At 71.9% G+C, this 24,645-nt stretch carries 25 protein-coding genes and 1 pseudogene; 14 read left to right on the top strand and 12 right to left on the bottom strand.

Annotated elements, in window-relative coordinates:
- Window positions 1-80: 80 nt before the first annotated feature.
- The 4 genes from ACFY01_RS29805 (at window position 81) to ACFY01_RS29790 (ending at window position 5,112) form a co-directional block, all read left to right on the top strand.
- The gene (locus ACFY01_RS29805) at window positions 81-2,936 is read left to right on the top strand and encodes a BTAD domain-containing putative transcriptional regulator (RefSeq protein WP_390738847.1); all 2,856 of its coding nucleotides are present in this window, start codon (window positions 81-83) and stop codon (window positions 2,934-2,936) included.
- 192 nt (window positions 2,937-3,128) lie between these two features.
- A complete protein-coding gene (locus ACFY01_RS29800) occupies window positions 3,129-4,268 on the top strand; it encodes an anion permease (RefSeq protein WP_390738846.1) in 1,140 nt (379 codons plus the stop codon).
- A gap of 42 nt (window positions 4,269-4,310) precedes the next feature.
- Complete coding sequence (locus ACFY01_RS29795; RefSeq protein WP_390738845.1) at window positions 4,311-4,535, top strand: hypothetical protein; 225 nt, start codon at window positions 4,311-4,313, stop codon at window positions 4,533-4,535.
- A gap of 73 nt (window positions 4,536-4,608) precedes the next feature.
- Window positions 4,609-5,112: a GNAT family N-acetyltransferase gene (locus ACFY01_RS29790; RefSeq protein WP_390738844.1), complete on the top strand. Its 504-nt coding sequence runs from the start codon at window positions 4,609-4,611 to the stop codon at window positions 5,110-5,112.
- On the opposite strand, the pseudogene ACFY01_RS29785 reads toward ACFY01_RS29790, so the two are convergent.
- Window positions 5,022-5,210: pseudogene (locus tag ACFY01_RS29785) on the bottom strand (carbohydrate ABC transporter permease); the annotation flags it as partial. The gene ACFY01_RS29790 and the pseudogene ACFY01_RS29785 overlap by 91 nt on opposite strands.
- 214 nt (window positions 5,211-5,424) lie before the next feature.
- Between ACFY01_RS29785 and ACFY01_RS29780 the strand changes: the two are divergent.
- From ACFY01_RS29780 to ACFY01_RS29770, 3 genes are all read left to right on the top strand, one after another.
- On the top strand, window positions 5,425-5,967 hold the full coding sequence (locus tag ACFY01_RS29780; protein ID WP_390738843.1) for a HEAT repeat domain-containing protein: 543 nt from the start codon (window positions 5,425-5,427) through the stop codon (window positions 5,965-5,967).
- Window positions 5,968-6,246: 279 nt separating this feature from the next.
- On the top strand, window positions 6,247-6,510 hold the full coding sequence (locus ACFY01_RS29775) for a hypothetical protein (RefSeq protein ID WP_390738842.1): 264 nt from the start codon (window positions 6,247-6,249) through the stop codon (window positions 6,508-6,510).
- Entirely contained in the window at window positions 6,507-7,502 is a 996-nt protein-coding gene (locus tag ACFY01_RS29770; protein WP_390738841.1) for an MBL fold metallo-hydrolase, read from the top strand. Before ACFY01_RS29775 ends, ACFY01_RS29770 begins: the two co-directional genes overlap by 4 nt.
- Here ACFY01_RS29770 and narI read toward each other — a convergent pair.
- The 3 genes from narI to ACFY01_RS29755 are packed head-to-tail and all read right to left on the bottom strand — an operon-like array spanning window position 7,457 to window position 9,188.
- Entirely contained in the window at window positions 7,457-8,158 is a 702-nt protein-coding gene (narI, locus tag ACFY01_RS29765) for a respiratory nitrate reductase subunit gamma (protein WP_390738840.1), read from the bottom strand. The genes ACFY01_RS29770 and narI overlap by 46 nt on opposite strands.
- Entirely contained in the window at window positions 8,158-8,670 is a 513-nt protein-coding gene (gene narJ, locus ACFY01_RS29760) for a nitrate reductase molybdenum cofactor assembly chaperone (RefSeq protein ID WP_390738839.1), read from the bottom strand. The genes narI and narJ overlap by 1 nt, the downstream gene beginning before the upstream one ends.
- Window positions 8,667-9,188 (bottom strand): hypothetical protein, encoded by a 522-nt coding sequence (locus ACFY01_RS29755; RefSeq protein ID WP_390738911.1) that lies wholly within the window; start codon window positions 9,186-9,188, stop codon window positions 8,667-8,669. Before ACFY01_RS29755 ends, narJ begins: the two co-directional genes overlap by 4 nt.
- Window positions 9,189-9,554: 366 nt before the next feature.
- Between ACFY01_RS29755 and ACFY01_RS29750 the strand changes: the two genes are divergently transcribed.
- Window positions 9,555-11,066, top strand: coding sequence for a von Willebrand factor type A domain-containing protein (locus ACFY01_RS29750; RefSeq protein WP_390738838.1), 1,512 nt, complete (start codon window positions 9,555-9,557; stop codon window positions 11,064-11,066).
- A gap of 78 nt (window positions 11,067-11,144) precedes the next feature.
- On the opposite strand, the gene ACFY01_RS29745 is transcribed toward ACFY01_RS29750, so the two are convergent.
- Together ACFY01_RS29745 and ACFY01_RS29740 are read right to left on the bottom strand one after the other, a co-directional pair.
- Complete coding sequence (locus ACFY01_RS29745) at window positions 11,145-11,513, bottom strand: hypothetical protein (RefSeq protein WP_390738837.1); 369 nt, start codon at window positions 11,511-11,513, stop codon at window positions 11,145-11,147.
- A gap of 104 nt (window positions 11,514-11,617) precedes the next feature.
- Window positions 11,618-12,436 carry a class I SAM-dependent methyltransferase gene (locus ACFY01_RS29740; protein WP_390738836.1) on the bottom strand — a complete coding sequence of 273 codons (819 nt, stop codon included), beginning with the start codon at window positions 12,434-12,436 and terminating at the stop codon, window positions 11,618-11,620.
- A gap of 262 nt (window positions 12,437-12,698) precedes the next feature.
- Here ACFY01_RS29740 and ACFY01_RS29735 point away from each other — a divergent pair, with 262 nt between their 5' ends.
- Window positions 12,699-13,943: a hypothetical protein gene (locus ACFY01_RS29735; protein ID WP_390738835.1), complete on the top strand. Its 1,245-nt coding sequence runs from the start codon at window positions 12,699-12,701 to the stop codon at window positions 13,941-13,943.
- An 80-nt stretch (window positions 13,944-14,023) separates the two neighbouring features.
- Here the strand turns inward: ACFY01_RS29735 and ACFY01_RS29730 are convergent, their stop codons facing one another.
- From ACFY01_RS29730 to ACFY01_RS29710, 5 genes are all read right to left on the bottom strand, one after another.
- Entirely contained in the window at window positions 14,024-14,758 is a 735-nt protein-coding gene (locus ACFY01_RS29730) for a hypothetical protein (protein WP_390738834.1), read from the bottom strand.
- Window positions 14,755-15,207: a protein-tyrosine phosphatase family protein gene (locus ACFY01_RS29725; protein WP_390738833.1), complete on the bottom strand. Its 453-nt coding sequence runs from the start codon at window positions 15,205-15,207 to the stop codon at window positions 14,755-14,757. The genes ACFY01_RS29730 and ACFY01_RS29725 overlap by 4 nt, the downstream gene beginning before the upstream one ends.
- 9 nt (window positions 15,208-15,216) lie before the next feature.
- A complete protein-coding gene (locus ACFY01_RS29720; RefSeq protein WP_390738832.1) occupies window positions 15,217-16,044 on the bottom strand; it encodes an ABC transporter ATP-binding protein in 828 nt (275 codons plus the stop codon).
- A gap of 173 nt (window positions 16,045-16,217) precedes the next feature.
- On the bottom strand, window positions 16,218-17,069 hold the full coding sequence (gene sigJ / locus ACFY01_RS29715) for an RNA polymerase sigma factor SigJ (protein ID WP_390738831.1): 852 nt from the start codon (window positions 17,067-17,069) through the stop codon (window positions 16,218-16,220).
- Window positions 17,066-17,644: a carboxymuconolactone decarboxylase family protein gene (locus tag ACFY01_RS29710; protein ID WP_390738830.1), complete on the bottom strand. Its 579-nt coding sequence runs from the start codon at window positions 17,642-17,644 to the stop codon at window positions 17,066-17,068. The genes sigJ and ACFY01_RS29710 overlap by 4 nt, the downstream gene beginning before the upstream one ends.
- Window positions 17,645-17,942: 298 nt before the next feature.
- On the opposite strand from ACFY01_RS29710, the gene ACFY01_RS29705 reads away from it, so the two are divergent.
- From ACFY01_RS29705 to ACFY01_RS29695, 3 genes are all read left to right on the top strand, one after another.
- Window positions 17,943-18,113: a hypothetical protein gene (locus tag ACFY01_RS29705; RefSeq protein WP_390738829.1), complete on the top strand. Its 171-nt coding sequence runs from the start codon at window positions 17,943-17,945 to the stop codon at window positions 18,111-18,113.
- 171 nt (window positions 18,114-18,284) lie between these two features.
- The gene (locus ACFY01_RS29700; protein ID WP_390738828.1) at window positions 18,285-19,916 is read left to right on the top strand and encodes a sigma-70 family RNA polymerase sigma factor; all 1,632 of its coding nucleotides are present in this window, start codon (window positions 18,285-18,287) and stop codon (window positions 19,914-19,916) included.
- A gap of 266 nt (window positions 19,917-20,182) precedes the next feature.
- Window positions 20,183-21,898, top strand: a complete 1,716-nt coding sequence (locus ACFY01_RS29695; RefSeq protein WP_390738827.1) for an LCP family protein — start codon at window positions 20,183-20,185, stop codon at window positions 21,896-21,898.
- Between the two features lie 12 nt (window positions 21,899-21,910).
- On the opposite strand, the gene ACFY01_RS29690 is transcribed toward ACFY01_RS29695, so the two are convergent.
- A complete protein-coding gene (locus tag ACFY01_RS29690; RefSeq protein WP_390738826.1) occupies window positions 21,911-22,606 on the bottom strand; it encodes a histidine phosphatase family protein in 696 nt (231 codons plus the stop codon).
- 239 nt (window positions 22,607-22,845) lie between these two features.
- Here ACFY01_RS29690 and ACFY01_RS29685 point away from each other — a divergent pair, with 239 nt between their 5' ends.
- Both ACFY01_RS29685 and ACFY01_RS29680 read left to right on the top strand, forming a co-directional pair.
- Complete coding sequence (locus ACFY01_RS29685; protein ID WP_390738825.1) at window positions 22,846-23,511, top strand: response regulator; 666 nt, start codon at window positions 22,846-22,848, stop codon at window positions 23,509-23,511.
- On the top strand, window positions 23,508-24,614 hold the full coding sequence (locus ACFY01_RS29680) for a sensor histidine kinase (protein ID WP_390738824.1): 1,107 nt from the start codon (window positions 23,508-23,510) through the stop codon (window positions 24,612-24,614). The genes ACFY01_RS29685 and ACFY01_RS29680 overlap by 4 nt, the downstream gene beginning before the upstream one ends.
- Window positions 24,615-24,645 lie beyond the last annotated feature (31 nt).

Genomic DNA, 24,645 nt, shown 5'->3' with positions numbered 1-24,645 from the left:
CACGTCCAGTTTGATCCGACTTATTCATGCTTGTACGGATATGACGTGTTTGTCCGACGCGCAGGACACCGGGAGGCGCCATGACGGACGGGCCGCAGCCGCCGTCGCTGCGGGTGGAGGTCCTCGGGCCCCTGCGTCTCCTCGTCGACGGTGCCCCGGTGGAGGTCCCCGGCCCGCGGCGGCGCACGGTGCTCGCGCTGCTCGCGCTCGCCGAAGGGCGGTCCGTGACCGTCGACCGGCTCGTGGACGCCCTGTGGCCGTCGGGGGTGCCCGCGTCGGGGCGGCAGGCCCTGCACAACCACGTGTCCCGGCTGCGCGGGCACCTCGGTCCCGCGGCGGGCAGGCTGGAGACCCGGCACGACGGCTACCGGCTCGCCCTCAGGCCCTGCGAACTCGACCTGGCACGGGCCCGGGCGATGCTCGCCAGGGCACGGGAGCAGGCGCGGCGGGACCCGGCCGGCGCGTGCGCGCTGCTGCGGGAGGCGCACGAGCTGTGGCGCGGGCCGGTGCTCGCCGACCTCACCGACGTCGACCCCGTGGCCGCCGCGGTCGAGGAGTGCCGGCAGCTGGGCCGCGAGGTGACCGACGCGCTGATCGCCGCCGCCGTCGCCGCGGGGCGGGCCGAGGAGGTGGTGGGCCTCGCCGCCGCGCGGGCGGCCGCCGACCCGTTGCGGGAGCCCGCCGTGCTCCTGCACATGCGGGCGCTGGCGGCGACCGGGCAGGCCCCGGAGGCGTTGCGCGTCGGACGGGAGTACCGGCGCCGCCTGGTCGACGAGACGGGTCTCGATCCGTCGCCGGCCCTGGACGACGCAGAGAAGGACCTCTGCGGCGCGGGCACCGCGCCCGCGCCCGCCCGGCCCGCCACCCGGCTGTTCGGCCGCGAGTCCGAGGTCGTGTCCCTGCACCGGCTGCTGGCGGCCGAGCGCCTGGTCACGCTCGTCGGGACCGGCGGCGTCGGCAAGACCCGCGTCGCACAGGAGGTCGCCCGGCGGAGCGGCGCGGCGACGGTGCTGCGCCTCGCACCGGTCTCCGATCCCGCCGCCGTTCCGCACGCGCTGGCGGCGGCCCTGCGCCTGAGGGTCGACCACGGAGACGTCCTCGCCGCCTGTGTGTCCGTGCTGGCCGAGCGCACCGGTCTGCTGGTCGTCGACAACTGCGAGCACCTGCTCGACGCCGTCCGGGACATGGTGGACGTGATCCTCGCCCGCTGTCCCGGCACCACGCTGCTGGCGACCAGCCGCGAGCCGCTGGGGCTGGCCGCCGAACACGTCCGGCGGCTGCCGCCGCTCCCGCTGCCCCACCCCGGCCGGGATCCCGCGGAGGCGGCGTCCGTGGCGCTCTTCCTGGACCGGGCGCGCCGGGTCCGCCCCGGCCGGCCCCCGGCCCGCGCGGAACTGGCCGCGATCGCCGATGTCGTGCGGCGCGTCGACGGGATACCGCTGGCCATCGAACTGGCCGCCGGCCGGCTGTCCACGTTCTCCCTCGGCGATCTCCGACGGCGTCTGAACCGTTCGCTCGACCTGCTCGGCGGGGGCAGCACCAGCGGGGAGTCCCGGCACCGGACCCTGCGCGCGACCGTCGAGTGGTCGTACCGGCTCCTCACGGAGGACGAGCAGCGGCTGTTCCGGCACCTGTCGGTCTTCGCCGACGGCGTGGACCTCGACACCGCCGAGCGGATCGCCACCGACCTGGGGCCGGCGGGGGACCCCGGCAGTGCGGTGGCCCGCCTCGTCGACGCCTCCATGATCGACGCCACGTTCGATGCCAGCCTCGAGGGGACCACGCGGTACCGCATGCTCGAAACGCTGCGGGCGTTCGGGCTCGACCGGCTCGCGGCCCTCGGCGAGGACGAGGCCGCGGCGGAGCGGATGGTGCGGTGGGCCGTCGAGCTGACCGGACGGTTCCGCGCCGCCATGGCGGCGGAACGGGAGCCCGCGGCCGATGCGGAACTGCGCCGCGAGCTGCCGAACCTGCGGGCCGCATGGCGGCTGGTCCGCGGCCGGGGACTGCTGGACTACGCCGTCGCGATGGTCGTCGGGCTGTTCGATGCGATCGCCTACCGTGACCTCGTCGAGATCCGGGACTGGGCGGAGGAACTCGCCGCCGACCCGGCGCTCGCCGGCCACCCGGGCGCGGGCCTGGTCCTCGGGGCCGCCGGTGAGGCCGTCTACCACCGCGGGGACTTCGCCCGCGCGGAACGGTTCGCCCGCGCCGGGCTGCGCGCCGGGCCGGAGAGGAACGCCGGGGGCGAGGCGCCCTGGCAGTGCCTGATGGTGCTCGCGGTGGCCGAGTTGGCACGCGGCGCCCACGACGCCGTGGTGGAGCACGCCCTGGCCGCGGCCGAGCTCGTCGGTCCGCACCGGGAGTGCCTCGGGATCGCGGCCCTCGCGACGGCCTACGCGGGTGCCCCTGACGCGGCGCGCCGGCTCAACGAGCGGGGGTGGGCCGACGCGGTGTCGCCCTCGATGCGCGCCTGGGGCGCCTACGTCGCCGGGGAGATCGAGAACCTCGCGGGCCACCATGAACTCGCCGAACGGCACTACGTCGAGGCCGTCGACCTGGCCTGCGCCTCCGGCGCGACATTCCTCGTCGGCGTCTCGACCGTCGGGCTGCTGTCGGTGCGTGCCGCGCGGGGCCGGGTCCACGAGGCGCTGGAGGGCTACCGCGACGTCATCGGGTACTTCGCCCGCACCGGCAACTGGACCCATCTGTGGACCACCTTGCGCAACCTCGCCGGACTGCTGCGCGACCTCGGGGACGACGAGCCGGCCTCCCTCATCGACGCCGCGGCGGACCGGGCCCCGGACGCGCCCGCGGTGCCCGGCTCCCCGCGCACCGCGGCACCTCGGCCGGTCCCCGGCCGGACCGCCGTACTCGAGGTGGCCCAGCAGGCCATCGAGCGGAGCCTCACCGGGGGCCGGCTGAGCACCCGTTAGGACCTTTGACCGCTCGGGGCGGCAGGACGCCGTGGGACGCGGTGGTCATGTGCCGCGCGATCGACGCGCTGTTCCAGCCCGGTTCCCCCGGTCGCGGGGCCAGGAGGCGCGGCTTAGCGTTGATGCAGGACGCGTCCCAGCGGGGTACGCCACGGCGGGCGCGTGGCCGGCCCTGCTTCGGGAGGGGTCCCAGTGGGTACCGTCTCGTTCCTCCTCGTCGTGGTCGTGCTGACGGCTCTGGCCTTCGACTTCACCAACGGGTTCCACGACACGGCCAATTCGATGGCGACGTCGATCGCCACGGGGGCGCTGAGACCGCGCGTGGCCGTCGCCGTCGCGGGGGTGCTGAATCTGGCGGGCGCGTTCCTGTCCACGACGGTCGCCAGGACCATCTCCGGTGGCATCGTGGACGATGCCAAGGTCTCCCTGGTGATGGTCTTCGCCGGGCTCGTCGGCGCCCTGTTGTGGAACCTGCTGACCTGGCTCGCCGGGCTGCCGTCGAGTTCGTCGCACGCGCTGTTCGGCGGGCTGATCGGCGCCGTGTGGGTCGGCGCCGGCGGATCCGCGGTGCAGTTCGGGGTGATCGTGGAGAAGATCGTGATCCCTGCCGTCCTCTCGCCGCTCGTCGCCTGCGTCGTGGCCGTGCTGGGTACCTACCTCGCGTACGTCATCACCCGGCGGTCGCGGCCCGACCGGGCGCGGCGCGGATTCCGCAGGGGGCAGGTAGGTTCGGCGTCGCTGGTGGCGCTCGCCCACGGCACGAACGACGCGCAGAAGACCATGGGGGTCATCACCCTGGCCCTGATCTCCGCCGGGGCGCTCGCCCACGACTCCGCGCCACCCTGGTGGGTGGTGCTCTCGGCCGGGCTGGCCATCGCGCTCGGTACGTACGCGGGCGGCTGGCGGATCATCCGCACCATGGGCAAGGGGCTCACCGACATCGAGGCGCCGCAGGGCTTCACGGCCGAGACCAGCGCGACGGCCGTGATTCTCGCCTCCTCCCACATGGGGTTCCCCCTGTCGACGACGCAGGTGTGCACCGGCAGCATCCTGGGCGCGGGCTTGGGCCGCAGGATGGCCGAGGTGCGGTGGGGCATCGCCGGACGCATCGCGCTGGCCTGGCTGTGCACGCTGCCCGCGGCGGCGGCCATGGGCGGCGCGGCGGCCTGGACAGCCAGTCGTGGCACCGTGGGTGTGGCCCTGGTGGCCACCGCCGCGGTCGCCTCGGCGGCCGGGTTCTGGGCCCTGTCGCGCCGCCACCCCGTGACCCCGGACAACGTCAACGAACCGCGCACCCGGCTGCCGGGGCAGGTACAGCAGACAGCGGCGTGAGAGCCGGGGGCCGTCGCGTCCCGCGGTGAAAGGAGACGGGCAATGAACATCCACTGGGGCGGCCTCGTCACCGTGTTCGGTGTCAGCCTCGGGATCACACTGCTCACGGTCGTGCTGTTCTCCCTCGGCGTGGCCGCCTGGCCCAGTGGCGACGACGGAGAACGTGCCCTCGACGCCAACCGGCCGGCCGCCGCGGCGGCGCTCCTGTGCTTCGCCGCGTGCCTGGCGGTCGCCGGCTACGGGCTCGCCCTGATCGTCGGCGGGTGACGAGCCGCCGGACGGGGAGCGGCGACGGTGACGACTGAGTCGGACCGGCGACCCTATCGCACATGAGTCGCAAATGCGTGACTACAGCATTAGGGCGGCGACGGCGGCCGATCTCGATGACGCGCGGGCCGTGATGCTCGACACCGTGTACCGCGACTTCGGCACCGGCTGCGTTCCCGACCGGCACGCCGACATCATCGACCCCGAGGCGTTCTATCTGACGCCACCCCGGCACACCTTGCTGGTCGCGGTCGACGAACGGGACGGGACGGTGGCCGCCACCGCCGCGCTGGACGCGCGGGGCCCGGCGCACCCGCCGAATCCGCGCTGGCTGGCCGACAGGTACCCGTCGGGGGAAACGGCGCAGCTGCGACGGGTGTACGTCCGTCCCGAGCACCGCCGTCGCGGACTGGCCCGGCGCCCGGTGGCCGGATTGCCAGGAGAACGGCAGCCCGTGGTGCAGCGGGTGGGCCCCTCCGGCCCCGGTTGCCAGGCGCTCGCGTCGTCGACCTTCGCCGCCTCGTACAGGACCGGGTCGATGCCCTTGAGGCCGGCCAGGAAGAGGACCATGACGTAGCCGATCTGCCGCCACAGCGCGGGCACGGTCACCGCGTACAGGGCGGTGTCCTGGTCGGCGAGCCAGGCGTGCGGGAGGCAGTCGACACCATCTGATTCGCAGAAGTGAATACCCGGTGGGCCGCGGGACCGGGTGGCCGGCCTCTGGGACCACGTCAGGCTGCGCTCAACCGGCGCCGCGCCGACACCTGGCTGCGGCACGGCCGACGGTGCGGGGGTTGCCGGTACCCGGCGCGAGGACCGGCCGCCGGGTGCTGCCCGCGCGGTACAAATCCCTTTGCCTGGCCTCCTGGTGTGCTTCGAGACTGGGGTCATGCTCGGATTCGCCAGCACCGACAACGAAGCCCTCGTCTGCTGTCTGGGGGACCCGCAACGCGCGGTCGCCGCCTACCACGCGCTGCTCAGGCGCGGTCAGGCCGCGCTGAGTGCCATCCGCGCCGGACTGCGCCATGAGAACGCGGCGGTTCGCGAGGGCTGCTGCCGCCTCCTCGACCACCTCGTCGACACCGAGTCCATGGACGAACTCGTCGCCATGGCCGACGATCCCGACGCCCGGGTCAGGATCTCGGCCTTCCATGCCCTGGCCTGCGACCGGTGCAAGGGCGACACCTGCGCACCGGGGGCGGGCCGGGTCCTCGAGCCCGCGCTGCGCCACCTCGCCTCCGACCCCGACCCGCACGTGCGGAGCATGGCCGCGGAACTCGTCGGCAAGTTCGCCCATTTTGATGCCCGCGCCCTCGCCGCCCTGGAGTCGTCCCACGCCCAGGACCCGAGCCCGGCGGTCCGGAAGAAGGCCGGCTGGTACACACCCGGAGGGCCCATCTACGAACGGACCGCCCAACTCGGGCCGAAGTAACGGGTGCATGGGGGCGGTGTGCAGTAACGATACTGCGGTGATGTCGGGTTTTCGGCCGGTCCGCAGGGCGCGGCGTAACCGCATTCTGTTCACATGTGCACTAAAATGCATAACGCCCGGACGATGCCGCCGCAACCGTGAACTGTCAGGCGCCTAGGAGGCGAAGAATCGCGGCCCACCGGGTATTCACGTCCGCGAATCAGATGATGTCGACTGCCTGGTTGGAGCCGCAACCCGGCGGCCTGGGTCGCCGGGTCTCTACCCCTCAGGGAGGCCCCCGTGTCGAAGTCTTCTTCCGCCACCTGCGTCGAACCCCGTGTCCCCGGCCCCCGGCGGCTGGGCGGTACCGAGGCAGTGGTGATCGTGATCGTCATCTGCCTGAGCTCCGTTCTGGCGACGCTCGCCAGGATGACCGTCCCCGACGTGCTGCGCCTGCTGGCAGGAGCCGGCACGGTCGCCGCCCTGGTGATCGGCCTGGTCACCCAGGCACCGCTGCGGAGCCTGCGCCGGCTGCTGGGCGCCCTGCTCGCTCCATCGCTTTGAGCACCCCGCGCCCCCGGCCGCCGTTGCCGTCCTGGGTGACCTGGCGGCAACGGCCCTTCCCCGATGCCAACCTGCTCCTGCTGCACGGCCGGCAGCCGGCCCTGGTCGACAGCGGGTTCGTCGGCCACGCGGAGGAGACCGCCGCCTGGGCCCGCGCGCACGCCGGGAACGTCGGCCTGGTCGTGAACACCCACTGGCACTCCGACCACGTGGGCGGCAACGCCCTCCTCCAGGCGAACGGCGCCGCCGTCGCCGCCGGCACGCCGGAGGCGGAGGCGATCGCCCGCCGGGACCCCGGCTGCTGCGCGGCCGAACACCTCGACCAGCCGGTCGCCCCCTACTCGGTCGACATACCGCTCGACGACGGACAGGTCCTCCGGCTCGGGGACGCCGACTGGGAGGTCGTCCGCACCCCTGGCCACACCCCCGGACATCTGGCGCTGTGGCAGCCGGACGAGCGGCTGCTGGTGTCCGGCGACGCCCTGTCGGATCACGACGTCGGCTGGGTCGACCTCGCCCTCGACGGTCCCGGTGCGGCGGCCACCGCGCTCGACTCGCTGGAGCGGATCGCCGGCCTCGGCCCCCGGGTGGTCCTCCCCTCGCACGGGCCGGTGCCCGCCGACCCCGGCGCGGCCTTCGCCACCGCGCTGCGCCGTGCCCGGCGCCTCGTCGACGACCCGGACGGTGCCGTCTGGTACGGCGCGCGGCGCGTCTTCGCCTTCGCCCTGATGATCCGCGGCGGGATCCCGGCCGGTGAGGTCGAGCAGTACCTGCACGCGCGGGCCTGGCTGACCGACGCCGCACGGCTCCTGGACCGCACGCCCGAGACGCTCGCCACCGAGCTGACCGCCGCGATGCTGCGCAGTGGCGCCGTCGTGCTGCGTGCGGGGCGCCTGCACGCCACCGCGGAACACACGCCGGTCCGGGCGGAGTCGTTGCGTGTGCCCTATCCCCGTGCCTGGCCGGACGCCTCCCGGCCGCGGGAGCGGTAGACGACGTAGGGCCGGGCCGCGTAGGCGAGCGGCGGCGCGAACGCGTGGACGAGGCGGCTGAACGGCCACAGGGCGAAGAGGGCCAGGGCCGGCAGAGCGTGGCACTGGTTGACGAGCGGCGCGTGCGCCATGGCGGTGACATCGGGGTCGAGGGTGAACAGGCTGCGGAACCAGACGGCGACGCCGAGCCGGTAGTCGTAGGGGTCGGTCACCGAGGAGGCGGTGGCGGTGAGGCCGACGAGCAGGACGAGGACGAGCAGCGGGTAGGTGGCCCGGTCGCTGCGGCTGGTCGCGCGGCGTACGGCGTGCACGCGCAGCCGCCGGCACAGCAGCAGGGCGAGGCCTGTGACGGCCGCGATGCCCGCCGTGCCGCCCATGGCCAGGGCCACGGCGTGGTACTGCTCCTCGCTGATCCGCAGGCGCCGGGTGAGGGCCTCGGGGACGAGCAGGCCCATGACGTGGCCGCCGATGACGAGGAACAGCGCGTAGTGGAACAGCGGGCCGCCGACGCTCAGCAGCCGGGACTCGTGGAGACGGCTGGAGCGGGTGGTGAAGCCGAAGCGGTCGTAGCGGTGGCGCCAGGCGGTGCCGGCGACCAGCACGGCCAGGCTGAGGTAGGGCAGTACGCCCCACAGCGCGATGCGCAGGTGCGTCATCAGCGGCGTACTCCTTCGTCGAGGGTGGCCCGGACGGCGCGGATCACGTCGAGATAGGGGCTGCCCTGGGCGGCGAGGCCGGTGGCGAGCAGGGCGAGGGCGCCGCGGTGGTCGTGCAGCACGGCATGGCCGGCGGCCGGGCAGCGCGCCGCGAACTCCAGGACGGCGGGGAGGTGGTCGGGCAGTTCTCCGTCGGACGGTTCCCAGCCGTACTGCCGGTAGCGGGCCTTGAGCGCGGCGAGCGAGGCGCCCCGGCGCCGGGTGTCGCCGTCCGTGTAGTGGGTCAGGTGCAGGGTGCGGCGGCTGCGGTCGAAGGTGGTGACGTACTGGGCCGCCAGTTCGAGCAGCGGGATGTCGGCGGTGCGGTGGCAGAACCGCAGCAGGAACTCCGTCGCGGGGCCGGACAGCCCGTCGATCGACTCCAGCACCAGGGCGCGGTGGGCCGGCCAGCGCTGGTCGGGGTAGTGCAGGAGCAGGGAGGCCGCCTGGTGGACGGCTCGGTGCTGGTTCATCGCGGCGGCTCGGCCTTCAGTTCGGGGAACAGCCCTCGTGGCCGGCCGTGTCGGTTCCAGTTGAGCAGATTGACCCGGCCGCGCAGGCTGCCCCGCGCGCCGGTTTCGGTGCCCGTGGCCGTGGGCAGCGGCGGGGCGTGGAAGGCGGCCATCGCGTCCGGGCCGTACATGCCGGGGCCGCCGTCGTGGTCCAGGCTGCAACCGGGGCCGGCCGTCCCGTCCCCGCCGCCCGCGACGTACGTGGTGGGGATGACGTACCGCTCCTCGTACTTGGCCGGCGCCAGCAGCCGGCACATGGCCTCGGCGGTGCAGTTCACGCCGTGGGTGGAGCGGACGACCTTGTCGTGGGCCCAACGCTCCCGGTAGGGAGCGTCGTTGACGCCCTGATCGGTGCGGAAGACCGCCCGCAGATCAGGTGTGGTCGCGGTCCGTCGCAGTATGCTTCCCGCTCGCAGCAGCTGATCGGCGGCCAGCGCCGCCACTCGTTCCGCTTCCCGTCGGGCACCGCGCCGTCCCACTGTGCTCGCTCCCTCTGCGCTCGGCACATCACGCGGCCCGACGCCCAGACCGCCGGGGCCCCGCGTTCCGCTTCCGCAAGCGTCGGGCAACATCACGCAGTGCGTTCACATAACTACGCACAGTTGATGAAGTCCATACGGTACTTTCCTTGCCCTTTGCAATAGTTGTACGCGGCACGGGGATTCCGTGGTGCGCCGTGGCCGCATCGAGATCCTTCCGCAACGCTCCGGGGCGCACGTTCCGACCGCACGCGGCGTCACAGTCACGGAACAGAAGCAGAAACCAGAAGCAGACACAGAAGCAGACACAGAAGCAGAAGACGGCGTCGACCGGCACAGGGGGCGGACGAGATGGAGCGGTTCCGGATGAAACGGCTGCGCGGCGTACTGCTCGCGCTGACGGCGGCGGGCGGACTGCTGCTCACCGGGTGCGGCGCGGGTGACGGCGATTCCAGCGTCGACGGCCCGAACCACGGGGCGCTGCCGGCCCCCGCCCCGGCACGGAGTCAGGGCGCCGAGGGGCGGCAGGACGTGACGACCGACGACTCCGGCTCCCCGTCCGGCCATCTCTCCACCTTCGCCCTGGACGTGGACACCGCCTCCTACGGCTACGCGCGCCGGCTGCTCGACGAGGGACGCCGGCCCGCCCCGTCCACGGTCCGGCCCGAGGAGTTCGTCAACAGCTTCCGCCAGGACTACCGCCGCCCCGACGGCAACGGTTTCTCGGTGACGGTCGACGGGGCCCGCACGGACAAGGCGAACTGGTCACTGATCCGTGTGGGCCTCGCCACCCGGGAAGCGGACGCGGAGGGCGAACGCCCGCCCGCCGCCCTCACCTTCGTCGTGGACGTCTCCGGCTCCATGGCCGAGCCGGGCCGCCTCGACCTGGCCAGGAAGTCGCTGGACACTATGACGGACCGGCTGCGCGACGACGACTCGGTCGCGCTCGTCAGCTTCAGCGAGAAGGCGGAGACCGTCCTGCCGATGACCCGGCTCGGCGGACACCGAGGCGAGGTCCACGACGCGATCGACGGGCTTGAGGCACAGTCCTCCACCGACCTCGGCGCGGGCGTCGAGACCGGATACGCCACGGCGGTCGAGGGTCTGCGCGAAGGCGCCACCAACCGCGTCGTCCTCGTCTCCGACGGTCTCGCCAACGACGGGGACACCGACGCGGATTCGATCCTCGAGCACATCGCGACGGCCCGCCGCGAACACGGCATCACCCTCTTCGGCGTCGGTGTCGGCAGCGACTACGGCGACGCCCTGATGGAACGCCTCGCCGACAAGGGCGACGGACACACGGTCTACGTGTCGGACACCGACGACGCGCGGAAGGTGTTCGTCGAGCAACTCCCGCAGAACATCGAGCTGACCGCCCGCGACGCCAAGGCCCAGGTGGCCTTCGACCCCGCGACGGTCGCCGAGTTCCGCCTCGTCGGCTACGACGACCGCCGGGTCACCGACGACGACTTCCGCGACGACCACGTGGACGGGGGCGAGGTCGGTCCCGGCCACACCGTCACCGCCCTCTACGCCGTGCGCACCCGGCCCGGTCGGGACGGCCACCTGGCCACCGCCACCGTCCGCTGGCTCGACCCCGGCACGCGAGCACCGCACGAGGCCACCGGCGAACTGGAGACCGGCGCCCTGCGCACATCCGTCTGGACCGCCGACGCCCGCTTCCAAGTCACCGCCGTCTCCGCCTACTTCGCCGACGCCCTGCGCTCGGCGGACTCCGCGGGCACCACTCTCCCGGGTGCCCCGGGCCTGGAGACCCTCCACCGCCACGCCACCGCCCTGGCCCGCGCCACCGAGGACCCCGCGGTACGGCAACTCGCCCAGGCCATCGAGGAGGCCGGACACGGCCTGGACTGACGAGTGAGGTGCGGGCCCGGACCGGCAAGTCCGGGCCCGCACCATGACTTTCGTCCTCCAGTGCGGGAAAACTACGGCTCAGTGGCCTTGGGCCGACTCTTCGGACCTGGCACCGTCCGACGTCCCGTTGTCGGCCCCGGCCTTCTGGTCCCGGTCGAACCACGAGCGCCCGCCTTCGGACTGACCGTCAGGGTGAGCGTCGCACTGGTCCTCCTGCTTCATGGCTCCCATGTTCAGGGGCAGAAGGGCCAGGAGGATTCCTTCGAGGCCCTGATTCTGCTTGGCCGACACCTCGCACTTCTCCTGACGCGCGGAGACCTCAGGCGGTGCGGCGTTGTCGGCCGCGGCGGGTGCGGCCGCGGTCAGGGCTGCGGCAAGGCTGATGACGGCAGCGGCGGCCGAGTGCGCGACGGATCGCGGCAGACAGTGCATACGCGGAGTCTTCATGATCACACTCTGCGCGGACTGAGACTCGGGAGGACCGCGCGACAGGCCCTCGAACAGGCAATTCAACCCGAACGTACGATCCCGGTTCGCGGTCTGACGTCACATCAGCCTCGCTGCCCCCAGGCCATAAGCACACCCGGCGCGAGCTCCGCGAGCCGGGGTGAGGTGAGGTACGCCATCGCCTCGTCGATGACGGCGGCGTCCACCCGGCCGGTGTTCACCAGCGCAGGCCGCATCCGGCCCCAGGTCTCGGACCAGAAGCGAGCCAGGGGGTCGCCCGCGACCATCGGTGGGCAGACCAGTTCCGCGGCCACGCCCCCGAGGCCCTCCTCCCTCAGGAAGTGCGGGTAAGCGGGTACGGAAGAGATGTCGGTACCGATCGTCGACTTCACCGCCTGCCACATGGCGTCCATGGTCCGCCGGTAGGCGGACGAGGTGTCCAGCACATCCGGCAGTTCCACGGCATCGCCCAGCAACAACCAGCCTCCCGGGTTCAGCCAGTGCGCCAGCCGCGAGATCAGGCGGCGCCGTTCGGGCAGGTGCATGAGGACGAACCTGGCGTGGATCAGGTCGAAGCCGCCGGGCCGCAGGCTCTCGTCGGTGATGTCGGCGGTGACCACCTTCAGCCGCGGATCCGCGAGGGCGGCCAGGGCGCTGGTGTCCCGGTCAAGGGCGACCACCTCGTCGACGCGTGCCTCTTCCAACAGCCAGCGCGCCACCGTTCCGGTCCCGGCCCCCACTTCCAGGCAGCGCCTGCCCGGCCCCGCGCCCAGCGCCCGCAGACGGGCTGTGGTGAGCGGATCGTAGACCTGCGCGGCGGCGTCGATCCGCTCGGCCTCCCGGGGGTGTTCCGGATCGAACAGCTCCTTGCCGTAGCGGCCGCCGCCGACCCCCTCGCCGCCCTCTGTGTCCTTCGACGCCATGCCTCTCCCTGATCATCGGAGATCCGCGGCAGCCACGATGACAGGCTTCGGGACCAACCGACCGAGGACAGCGGCCACTTGGCGGTTCCATCGACCCCATCGGGTGAACGACGTCCCGGAGACGGCCGCGGGGCGCGGCAGCGCAAGGCACTGCGCCATGTGTGCAAGCAAGCACGCTTCGCACTGCCGAGCACGGGCGGGCACCGGCGCGTAGCGTGGAAATGCCGGGTCTTTTCGGACACTTTTTCCGAAGGAAAGCGCGATGACCACCAGATCGACCCATGTAACGCTCAACAATCACGCCACTCTGGCGAGGGGGTCCGACCGCCGGGATCTGAGGCTCAGGCGTACCGCGATGCGCCTCGATCGGGGTGAGTGGACCGCGAGTCCGCCGGAACTCATCAGCGACAGAGGAGAGTGGGAGTTCCGGGTCGACGAACTCGCGATCGGAGCCGGGGGCCAGGTCATCTACCGGTTGGAGGATCCGGACGGTGCGCCCGCGGGTGAGGTACGCGTGCGCTGGGGCGACTCCTCCGCCGCTCCGGGATCGCCGGACCTGGGTGCCGCTCCTGCGGCCGTGGTCGAAACCGAACTCGGCTCCACGGTGCTGCACACCGAGGACGGCGGCGACGCCTCGAACGTGATCTTCGAGGTACGCGACGACCTGCGGGAAATCGGCCAGGAGGAACGCCTTGCCGGCGCCACCACGGTCGCGGACGTGCTCGAGGCGATCGACATGCAGCGCTTCGCCGCGATCTGGGAGCTGTCCCCGGGCCCCTCGTTCCACGCCATGCACGGCCTGACTTCCGGGCAGTACCAGCAGAGGTTCAACGACCTCGTCGGTCAGGGTTTCCGGCCCGTGCAGGTCAGTGGTTACTCCAGCGGCGGCGTCGACCTGTTCGCGGCGATCTTCGAACAACGCCCGGGACCGGCCTTCCAAGCCCGCCACGGACTGACCGCGGACCAGTACCAGCAGACCTTCGACGACCTCGTCGGACAAGGCTTCCGCCCCGTGGACGTCAACGGCTACCTGAGCGCCGCCGGGGGTGAGCGGTTCACCGCGATCTTCGAACAACGCCCAGGACCGGCCTTCCAAGCCCGCCACGGACTGACCGCGGACCAGTACCAGCAGACCTTCAACGACCTCGTCGGACAAGGCTTCCGGCCGATACGCGTCAGCGGTTACTCCAACGGCGGCGTCGACCTGTTCGCGGCGATCTTCGAACAGAGCCCGGGACCGGCCTTCCAAGCCCGCCACGGACTGACCGCGGACCAGTACCAGCAGACCTTCAACGACCTCGTCGGACAAGGCTTCCGCCCCGTGGACGTCAACGGCTACCTGAGCGCCGGTGGGGGCGACCGGTTCACCGCGATCTTCGAACAACGCCCAGGACCGGCCCTGCAAGCCCGCCACGGACTGACCGCGGACCAGTACCAGCAGACCTTCAACGACCTCGTCGGACAAGGCTTCCGGCTGCTGCACGTCAGCGGCTATCGGAACGGCTGAGCGTCCCGGCCGGCGCTCGCCCGCCGTCCGGATCCGAGCTGCTCGAGGGCCGCACGGGCACGGCCCTCGAGCGCGTGCTGTCAGTGCAGGATGTTCACGGCACGGGCGACCACCAGGACCACCGTGACCAGGGAGACCGTCGACTGAAGCATCATCAGCATCTTGGCCCAGCGCGACAGCGGCATCACATCGGTCGGGCTGAAGGCGGTGGAGTTGGTGAACGACAGGTACAGGTAGTCCAGGAACGCCGGCTCCCAGTCCGGGGGCGCCAACTCCGGGCTCTGCATCTGCACGAAGAGGAAGTCGGCGAACTGGCGGTTGCCCAGGGCCCTGGCCATCGGTCCGCCCCGGTCCGACTCCCAGTACCACAGGGCGAACACGATGACATTGGTCAGCCAGATCCCGCCTCCGGTCAGCAGCAGCGGCCCGGCGTCGCTCCCCTCGGTGCCGTTCACCAGACCGGCCACCAGCCGGGCCGCCGCGAGGCCGTTGGCCAGGCTGATCACACAGATCAGGGCCAGGCCCAGCCATCGCAGCCAGGACGTCCGGGGCTCGACCCGGCGGGGGTTCGCCGCGACCAGACCGGCCAGCAGCGCCAACTCGAGTACCGGCAGCGCCCAGTAGGGCTGGAGGGTGAGCCGGTGCGGCAGCGTCAGCTGGAGGGTGACCGCCAGCAGGATCACAGCGGTCACCGCCCACCGCGGCTCACCCCGCGTCGCCCGGCGCCACGCCGGGATCAGATCGCGCTCGCCGGTCTGCAACAGCCGCTCGATCCTGACCAGGCGGCTCTCGGCGTCGTCCGTACCGTCGCTCATGCCTCTTCTGCGTCTTCTGGCTTGCCGAAGCGCAGCACGAACCGTCGCTGCCAGGGTGTCTCCACAGCACGGGGGTGGTAGTGCCGGCGGACGAACGCCACGGCTTCGGCGGCCGGGACTCCGTCGAGGACGGCCATGCACGCCAGCGCCGTACCCGTCCGTCCGCGCCCGCCCCCGCAGGCGATCTCCACGCGTTCGTCCGCCGCCCGGGTCAACGCCTCCTGCAACACGGACCGTGCTTGCCGGGGATCCTCGGGAAGCCGGAAGTCTGGCCACGGCAGCCAGCGGGCTTCCCAGTCGGTGAGCGGGGGCCGCTTGCCGAGCAGATGGACCGCGAAGGACGGCGTCGGCCCCGCGGGCAGGGGGTGACGCAGTCCCCGGCCGCGCACCAGAACACCCGAAGGGAACCGTATGGTCCCCGGGTCGTTCGAGTTCCAGCTCTCAGCCATGCGAGCACCCTACCGAGGCACGGCCGTCGACCTGGCGTACCAACGGCCGTCATGTGATTCGACCCGGATGGGCCGGCCGAAGCAGGCGGTGAAGTTCTCCGAGGTCAGCACCGACTCCACGGGCCCCGAGACCAGCTCACGGCCTTCGCGCAGCAGGAAGGCGTGCGAGGTGGAGGGCGGCAGTTCCTCCGGGTGATGGGTGACAGTCACCGTGGACAGTCCCGGCCGGCCGGCCGCGAGGCGGTGCAGCGCGTCCACCAGGTCCTCCCGGGAGGGAAGATCGAGAGCGTTGAACGGCTCGTCGAGAAGCAGCAACGACGGGTCGGACATCAGGGCACGTGCGATGAGGATCCGGGCACGCTGCCCACCCGAGCAGTCACCGTAGGCGCGCCCGGCCAGTTCCTTGCAGTCCAGCTCGGCCAGGAGCACCTGGGCGCGTTCCCGGGCCGCGGCGTCGTACATCCGCCACAGCGGCTGCACCGTGCCGGTCACACCGGTGAGGACCACCGTGTGGGCGGTGGCGTCCAGAGGCACCTTCTGCGCCGCGGTCACGAAACCGATCCGGGCACGCAACTCCCGCACGTCCACCCGGCCGAGGCGATGCCCGAGCACGTCCACGGTTCCCGTCGTCGGATGGATCGAGGCTCCGGCGAGACGCAGCATGGTGGTCTTCCCCGCCCCGTTCGGCCCGAGCAACGCCCAGTGCTGTCCCTCGTGCACGGTCCAGTCGACCGCGTCCAGGATCACCTCCTGGCCCGTCGTACGACGGTGAACACTCACCCCGGACAGGGCGATGACGGGACGGAGATCGCTGTGACCTGTGAAGGGACCAGTCATCCGGGCAGCCTACCGGTCCGACGATCCGGCCCTGCTCGATCAGGAGCAGGGGGCGGGGCACACGGTGCGAGGCGCTGAGGGGCCTGTCGTCCGCTGAGCCTGGCGGCGAAGCGTGTGTGTTCCAGGTGGTTCGAAGCACCCGGAACACACACGACGCCGCAGCGGCAGCGGGCCTACCTGGTCAGTTCGACCGGTTCGTCGAGCCGAGCCAGTTTCCGCGGGTTCGCGATCGCGTGGATCCGGGTGACCTGCCCGTCCTCCACCACGAGGCTCACCGCCGCCACCCGGCCGTCGACCTCGATCCGGGCCGCGGGCGCGCCGTTGAGCCATACGGCCGACACCACGCGGTCCGGGCGGGCGAGCAGCTTCGCCACGAGTTCGGCGCCGTGGATCGGAGCCTGAGCGGCGTCCGCGAGCCCACCGCCGTCGGCGACCAGGACCACGTCCGGCGCCATGACGTCCAGCAGTTCCTGCAACCGTCCGGTGCGCAGCGCGTCGAGGAACCGCTCGACCACGGCCTGCTGTTCCGACCGGCTCACGGGCACCCGGGGCCGCCGGGCCGCCACGTGCTCGCGGGCCCGCCGGGCGATCTGCCGCACCGTGGCCGCGGTCTTTCCCGTGGCCTCGGCGATCTCGCCGTACGGCAGCTCGAAGACCTCACGGAGCACGAACACCGCGCGTTCGGTCGGCCCGAGCGTTTCGAGGACGGTCAGCATCGCGATCGAGACGTTCTCGGCCAGCTCGACGTCCTCGGCGACGTCGGGGCTGGTCAGCAGCGGCTCCGGCAGCCACGGGCCGACGTACTCCTCGCGGCTGCGCGACCTGGTCCGCAGCCGGTTGAGGGCCTGCCGTGTGACGGTTCGCACGAGGTACGACCGTGGGTCGCGCACCTGCGAGCGGTCGACGTCGGCCCAGCGCAGCCAGGATTCCTGGAGCACGTCCTCGGCGTCGGCGGCCGAGCCGAGCATCTCGTAGGCGACGGTGAACAGCAGGCTGCGATGGGCGACGAACGGGTCCTCGGTCATGCCGTCGGCGCCACGCCGGACGGCTCAGGGCGTGCGGCCAGCGGAATCTCGCAGGCGTCGGAGTAGCCCTGCGAGGTGATCCCGTGCGCCGTGTTGCACCTGGCCGCCATGTTGGCGAAGCCGATGAACACGGTGAGTTCGACCAGCGCCGCCGGGCCGAGCCGGTCGAGCAGACTCGCGGACAGCTCGTCGGTGACGGTCGGCGGTGTGCTGGTCATGGCCTCGGCGTACTCGAGGACGTCGCGCTCCAGGGGTGTGAACACCTCCGACTGCCGCCAGCGCGGCACCTGGCTCGCCTTGGCCAGGTCCAGGTTCTGGTTCAGCGCGTGGAAGTAGTTGACGTCGAGGCACCAGCTACAGCCGACCTGTGCCGCGACGGCCATGTGCGCGAAGGTCTTGAGACTCGCGTCGGCCGCGTCCCACGTGGCCACCTTGGCCGAGAACTCCTGGTTGGCCTCGGCGAGTTCGGGGTTGTTCCACATCACCTCGACGGGCTCGGGCACGGCCCCGAGCAGCTTGGTCATGCTTTCGCGGAGCTCGGGGGCGAGCTCGGCCTTCGGAACGCGAAGCGTCACGGTGTTCTCCCTGTACGTGTGGCTGTCTGGCCGTTCGTCATGAAGACACCGGCGGACGCGCACATGTGACAAGGAAGTCGCACGCATTCCAGTGTGACCTGGATTACATCACCGCGTATGGGAGTTGGCCCCCGCGTGGCCCGCCGTCCCGGGACCGGCGGGCCGACGCCTCAAGGGCGCCGTCGCGAGGTATGCGGAATCTACGCCGCCACCAACTGAAACGGAAGCCCCAATTCCTCTTGACCCTCCGACCTGCACCGACGCACCCTGAACCGGACCCGTCGCAAGGGAGGACAGGATGAGCCGGGCCACCACCACACACCGCATCGTCGAGTACTGGACGGACAAGGGCACCCACGTGATCTTTCCCGTCGAACGGTGCGACGACGTGGACCGCATGACTGACGAGCAACTGATCGCGGAGTACGGGGACCCCGCGGACGGGGCGGTCAGCCGCATCGTCCGGTAGGCCGGCCCGCCGCCGAGAGACCTCGGTGTGACCCCCTCCATTGCGAACATCGCGCGGGAGTGGCGAACCTCTCGTGGAACAGGTTTCCGAAGAACTGTTATCCGCGCCTCGTCCCGCGATCTCCCAGTCATCGGACACCATCGTTCGGCGTCGAGGACAGGGGAGCTTTTGATGAGCACGCAGCACGCGGGGGACCCGGCAGGGTTGGTGAACGCCGCCCGGGCCGGTGATCCAGAGGCTCAGGACGCACTGGTCAGCGCGTACCTCCCGCTCGTCTACAACATCGTGGGCCGGGCCCTGGGCGGCTCGGTCGACGTCGACGACGTGGTGCAGGAGACCATGCTCCGTGCCCTCGACTCGTTGGGGGGACTGCGTACCGCGGAAAGCTTTCGCTCCTGGCTCGTGGCCATCGCCATGAACCAGGTCCGGGCGCACTGGCAGAGCCGGCAGAGCGCGCCGGACGCCGTGGAGGACGCCGTGGACCTCGCGGATCCGGGTGCCGACTTCGTGGACCTGACCATGGTGCGGCTCCAGTTGTCCGGCCAGCGCCAGGAGACCGCGCGCGCCACGCGCTGGCTGGAGCCGGACGACCGGGGACTGCTGTCGCTGTGGTGGCTGGAGTGCGCAGGCGAGCTGACCCGGACCGAGGTGGCCGCCGCCCTGGAGCTGTCGCCCCAGCACACGGCGGTCCGGGTGCAGCGGATGAAGGCGCAGTTGGAGGCCGCCCGTGTGGTGGTGCGGGCGCTCGACGCGCAGCCGCCGTGCGCGGAACTGAGCGGTGTGCTGGCCTCCTGGGACGGCCGGCCCTCGGCCTTGTGGCGCAAGCGAATAGCCCGGCACGCCCGTGACTGCGTGAGCTGTTCCGGCCTGTGGAACGGGTTGATGCCCGCGGAGGGACTGCTGGCCGGACTGGCGCTCGTCCCGGCGTCGGCCGCGTTGCTCGCGAAGATACGATCCGCCTCCGGCGCAATGGCTCCGGTCGGCTCGGCGTCGCGGCTCGACGCGGCCCAGGGCCACGCCGGACCGGAGGCCGGGCCCCGCGACCCATCGGGTCGGACGGCCTCCCGCGGCGAGGCCCGACGACGCCGGCGCAACCGGCGCAGGGCCGTGGGCGGCGCCGTCGTGGCGGCCTGCGTGGCAGGGGGCGGCCTCTGGTACTTCGGCACGGACTCCGGGACCGGGCCGGACGGCACGGCCTCCGCGCGGGCCACCGGCGATCCCGTCGTCGACCTCTCGGCAACCCGTGCCGTCGAGACCTCGCCGCCGGCGTCGGCATCACCGTCACCGAGCGCGTCGAAACCGAAGAAGACGGCCGCTGCCAAGACGCCCAGGCCCACCAGGAAGAGCACCCCGACCCCCACACGGTCCGCCCGGCCGACGCCGCGTCCGTCCAGTACACCGACGACTCAGGTGGCCTCGTCGGACACCGTGGCGCAGGTGGTCGCGCTGGTCAACAAGGAACGTTCCGCCGCCGGGTGCGGTCCGCTCACGGAGGACCCGCAGCTGGAGGTCGCCGCGCAGCGCCACTCCGACGACATGGCCGCGCGCCACTTCTTCGACCACACCAACCCTGACGGTGCCGACCCCGGGCAGCGCATCACCGCCGCCGGCTACCGCTGGTCCACGTACGGGGAGAACATCGCCCAGGGCCAGCAGACTCCGCAGGCGGTGATGGACTCCTGGATGAACAGCCCCGGCCACCGCGCCAACATCCTCAACTGCTCGTTCAAGGACATCGGCGTGGGCGTCCACAAGGGTTCGGGCGGCCCGTGGTGGACACAGGACTTCGGCGCCAAGCAGTGACGCCGCCCACACTGTGCCGCTCGTGGTGACCGGGCAACTACCTTGTGTGGGCACGTGCGTGGCCGAGGGCCGTCGGCCGGCCTCCACGAGGTCTCTCACCTGTGAATCGCCTCAAGATTTACGCTGATCCGGCAATGGGTTTGTTAGATTGCGCGCACCTACGCAATCCAAGTGGAGCTCCCGCTTCACCTGCCCGTATCGCCGCTCACGTCGGCCGCACACCCACGGCCCGGCCTGAAGGGCCCGACCGTTCATGGGAGTGGGAGATGAGCGACCCGTGGGACGGCTCGGGCGGCCGGGCCGCGCGCAGCCGCACCGCCCAGGTGCCCGGACCGCGTACGAGCCAGGAGGGCGGTGTGCCCCTGCCGGGCGGCCGGCTCGCGGCCCGGGCGACCTCCCGCTCGCGCGGCGGCGGGCGGTCCGGACACCGGAGTCGTCCGGCGCGGCGCGGCAGGCGGGTGCTGAAGATCATGGCGATCTGCCTGTCCGTCCTGGTCCTGGTCACCGCCGGCGCCGGCTGGTGGTTCTACGAGCACCTCAACGGCAACATCAACAGCGTCTCGCTCGACGGGAAGGGCGGGACCGAGAAGGCGGACGCCTTCGGACGCACCCCGATCAACATCCTCGTCATGGGCTCGGACGGCCGGACCAGCAAGACCGACTGCAAGCTCGGCGGCGGCTGCTCGACGACGGGCGTGCAGACCGGCAGCAACGCTGACGTGGAGATGGTGGTGCACATATCCGCCGACCGCTCCAACGCCACGGTGATGAGCATCCCCCGGGACACCATGACCAAGGTCCCGGCCTGCAAGGACAGCGAGAACGACCAGTCGACGCCCGGCTACTACGGGCAGATCAACAGCGCACTCCAGTACGGCCCGGCCTGTCAGGTGGCCACCGTGCACCAGCTCACCGGCATCCCCATCGACCACTTCGTCAAGCTGGACTTCTCCGGTGTGGTGAAGATGTCGGACGCGGTCGGCGGTGTCTCCGTGTGCGTCAGCGCCGATGTCTACGACACCTACTCGCACCTGAAACTGTCCGAGGGCAGCCACACCCTCAAGGGTGTCGCGGCACTGGAGTTCGTGCGCTCCCGACACGGCTTCGGCGACGGCAGCGACCTCGGCCGTACCATCTCCCAGCACATCTTCCTGAGCGCGATGATCCGCAAGTTCAAGAGCGCGGGCACACTCACCGACCCCACCGCCGTCTACGGCCTCGCCGACGCCGCCACCAAGGCACTGACCGTGGACGACGGCCTCGACAGCGTCAAGAAGCTGATCTCGCTCGCCGACGACGTGAACAAGGTCCCCACCAAGCGGATGACCTTCACCACCATGCAGACCGCCCCCGACCCGGCCAACAAGGACCGCGTGGTGGTCGGTCCCGGCGCCAGGACCCTCTTCGCCTCTATCGCCGACGACCAGTCCCTGACCACCGGCTCGGGCAAGAAGTCCGCGGCGGCCTCCGCGACCGCCGCGGCGACGGCCACGGCCCCGGCCGTGCCCGCGTCCCGGATCGCCGTGACGGTCGAGAACGGCACGACCATCACCGGCCGCGCCTCCGACGTCGCCGGCGCGCTCACCGGCCAGGGCTTCAGCTCCGGCACGACCACGGCCAACGCCCCGAGCCCTTCGGCCACGACCACACTCACGTACGGCTCCGGGCAGGAGGCCGAGGCCAAGACCGTGGGCAAGGCACTGGGGCTGTCCGCCTCGCACCTCAAAGAGGGGAGCGTCACCGGTCTGACCCTGGTGATCGGCAGCGACTGGCCCAGCGGCGCGAAGTTCCCGGGCGGCACCTCCACGCCCGCGCCCGCCGACACCAAGGCCGCCGTCGGAGGCGCTCACGCCCAGACCGCCGACCAGGCCAAGACCTGCGCCAAGGTCAGCCCCTACAAGACCGTGTCACTGAACGGCGTCCCCATGACCCCGTCACAGGCGTACGCGGCGGCGAAGGGCAAGCCCGACTCCGACGAGTGAGGGGCCGCGTCGTCAGCGCCTGGCGGGCGGCACCCTGACCAGCCACTGCTCGGCACCGTCACGCGACCGGTGCGAACCCTGACGGCCGACCAGGCGCCGGGAGTGGTCGGCGTGGCGATGGGAGGGGTGCAGGACGACCTCACTCGGGAAGGAACCGTCGACCGGGCGGACGCTCCAGCCGTCGTCGCGCCGCATGAGCGAGACGATGTACAGGGGCGGTGCCTCGATCCGCCAGAACGCCCGAGCCGGTGCGGACAGGGCGTGGACGAGCAGGGCCTTGACGACGGCCGGTTCGGCGACGGCCACGGCGCCGCCCGTCTGGTGGGGCAGGCTGTTGAGCCAGTGCGCGGCCCGGTGGCAGAGTTGACGTACGGATTCACCGCCGTGTGGCGCGGCATCCGGGTCCGTGAGCCAGGCGCTGAGGCCGTGCGGGTCCGCGGCGGCGACTTCGGCCATCGTGCGGCCGCGCCACATCCCGTAGTCGATGTCGCGCAGCGCCGGATCCACCGTGGTCTTAAGTCCGAGGGCTGCCGAGGTCAGCGCGCAGCAGTTGGAGGGCGACCGCACGGTCGGCGTGCGGAGAGGAGTCGCCGACAGGCCCGCACCTGCCTCGTGCAGGCCGTCGCCACGGAGAGTGCCGTGGCCGAAGACCGTGTCCGCGGTCCCGTTCGTGGTGTGCCCGCATACAAGCGTCAGGCGGATCGTCATGCGACTGCCCTCCTCCATGGCCCACCGTGTGCTCCGTCGTGCTCCTGCTTTCGTCGTGCTCCTGCTTTCAAGGATTCGCTCGCACCCTGGGCCACGACCATCCGGCAGGGGTCCGGAAGTGTCCCCGTCGACCGGCGGGCGGCACCCCCGCCGCCTGGGCGGTCCGGGCGCGGGAGACTGCGGGGCACCGACCGGCGTGGTACGAATCGGAGAGTGATCCGATGATGAGTGGAGCACGCGTGATCCGGGTTCTGGTGGTCGACGACGAGGCCCTGATCCGTACGGGCTTCCAGCGCATCCTGGACGCCGCGGACGACATAGAGGTCGTGGCGGCGGTTTCCGGTGGCGAGGCGGTCCCGACGGCGCAGGCGACGGATCCGGACGTCGTACTGCTGGACATCCGGATGCCGGACGTCGACGGGCTCACCGTCCTGGCCGGTCTGCTCCGGCTCGAATCACCCCCGGTGGTGGCCATGCTCACGACGTTCGACATGGACGAGTACGTCGTCACGGCCCTGCGCTCGGGCGCGGCGGGCTTCCTGCTCAAGGACACCGATCCGGAGGAGCTGCCGTTCCTCGTGCGGGCCCTGGCCGACGGTGGCTGCGTACTGTCGTCCAAGGTCACCCGTACGGTCGTGGACCGGTATCTCCAGGCAGGCTGCCCGGAACAGGCCGCCCGCAGCCTGGACCGGCTGACCGAGCGCGAGCGGACCGTGCTGGTCCTCATCGCCGAGGGACTGTCCAATTCCGACATCGCCGTCCGTATGCACCTGAGCACCGGCACGGTCAAGGACCACGTGAGTGCCGTCCTCGGCAAGCTGGAGGTCAGCAGCCGCGTCCAGGCCGCCCTGCTGGCCGAACGCGCCGGACTCCTGAAACCGCCGCGGGACCTGGAACCGGAATGATGTCCCGCCGACTCGCCGACGCGGCTCAGGATGCCGCCCTGATCGGGGCAGCACTGATCGACGTGTGGGTCAACGTCGATCCCGCCGACACACTGCGCATGGCCGTGGCGCTGCTCGCCACCTGCATGCTCGTGGTGCGCCGGCGCCTGCCGCGGCTCACCTTCGTGCTCAGCCTGCCCGCCGTCCTGCTCTCGGACGCGATCTTCGCCGCCCTGGTGGCGCTGTACACACTCGCCACCATCACCCGGCGCCGGACGGCGCTGGCCCTCTGCGCCCTGGCTCTGACACTCAGCGACATGACGACCACCTCGCCGTCGCTGCGCCTCGATCTGTGGAAGACCTCGGCCCTGATCACCCTGGGCTACACCGCGGCCACGGCTGCGGCTCCCGTCTTCCTCGGCCAGCTCGTCCAGGCCCGGCGTGACCTGTCGCTGCGGCTCGCCGAGATCTCCCGGGCGCGTGACCACGAGCGGCGGCTGACCGAGCAGGCCGTGCTCGCCAAGGAGCGCTCACAGCTCGCGCGGGAGATGCATGACGTGGTCTCCCACCAGGTCAGTCTGATCGCGGTGCGGGCCGGAGCGCTCCAGGTCGGCACGCGGGACGCCGACGCCAAGGAGGCCGCGGCCACCATCCGGCGGCTGAGCGTGCAGACGCTGGACGAGCTGCGGCACATGGTCAACGTCCTGCGTGACTCGCACGGCCGCCCCGCGGAACTGACCCCTCAGCCCTCGCTCAGCGACCTGCGGCGGCTGATCGACGCCAGCGGCATCGACACCGACCTGAAGGCGGACCTGCCCGGCGGCCTCTCGCCGGCGCTCCAGCGGGCCGTCTACCGCACCGTGCAGGAGGCGCTGACCAACGTCCGCAAACACGCGCCCGGCGCCAGCGCCACCGTGCACGCCTCGCACGAAGGCGACACCGTCCGGGTCACCGTCAGCAACACCGCACCGGTCCGGCCGCCCGTCGCCCTGCCCAGTGCGCACTACGGCCTGGTGGGCCTGCGGCAGCGTGCCGCCCTGCTCGGCGGCACCGTCACCAGCGGACCCACCGCCGACGGCGGGTACGAACTCCGGCTGGAACTGCCCACCGAGCAGGCGCCGTGAGCCGGGGGTACGGCCCCTGACTGGCTGCGGG

Origin of the sequence: Streptomyces sp. NPDC001480, assembly GCF_042894725.1 — a bacterium.
Taxonomy (GTDB): domain Bacteria; phylum Actinomycetota; class Actinomycetes; order Streptomycetales; family Streptomycetaceae; genus Streptomyces.
Note: the sequence above shows the minus strand (reverse complement) of the source record. Positions and strands in the feature narration are given on the sequence as shown.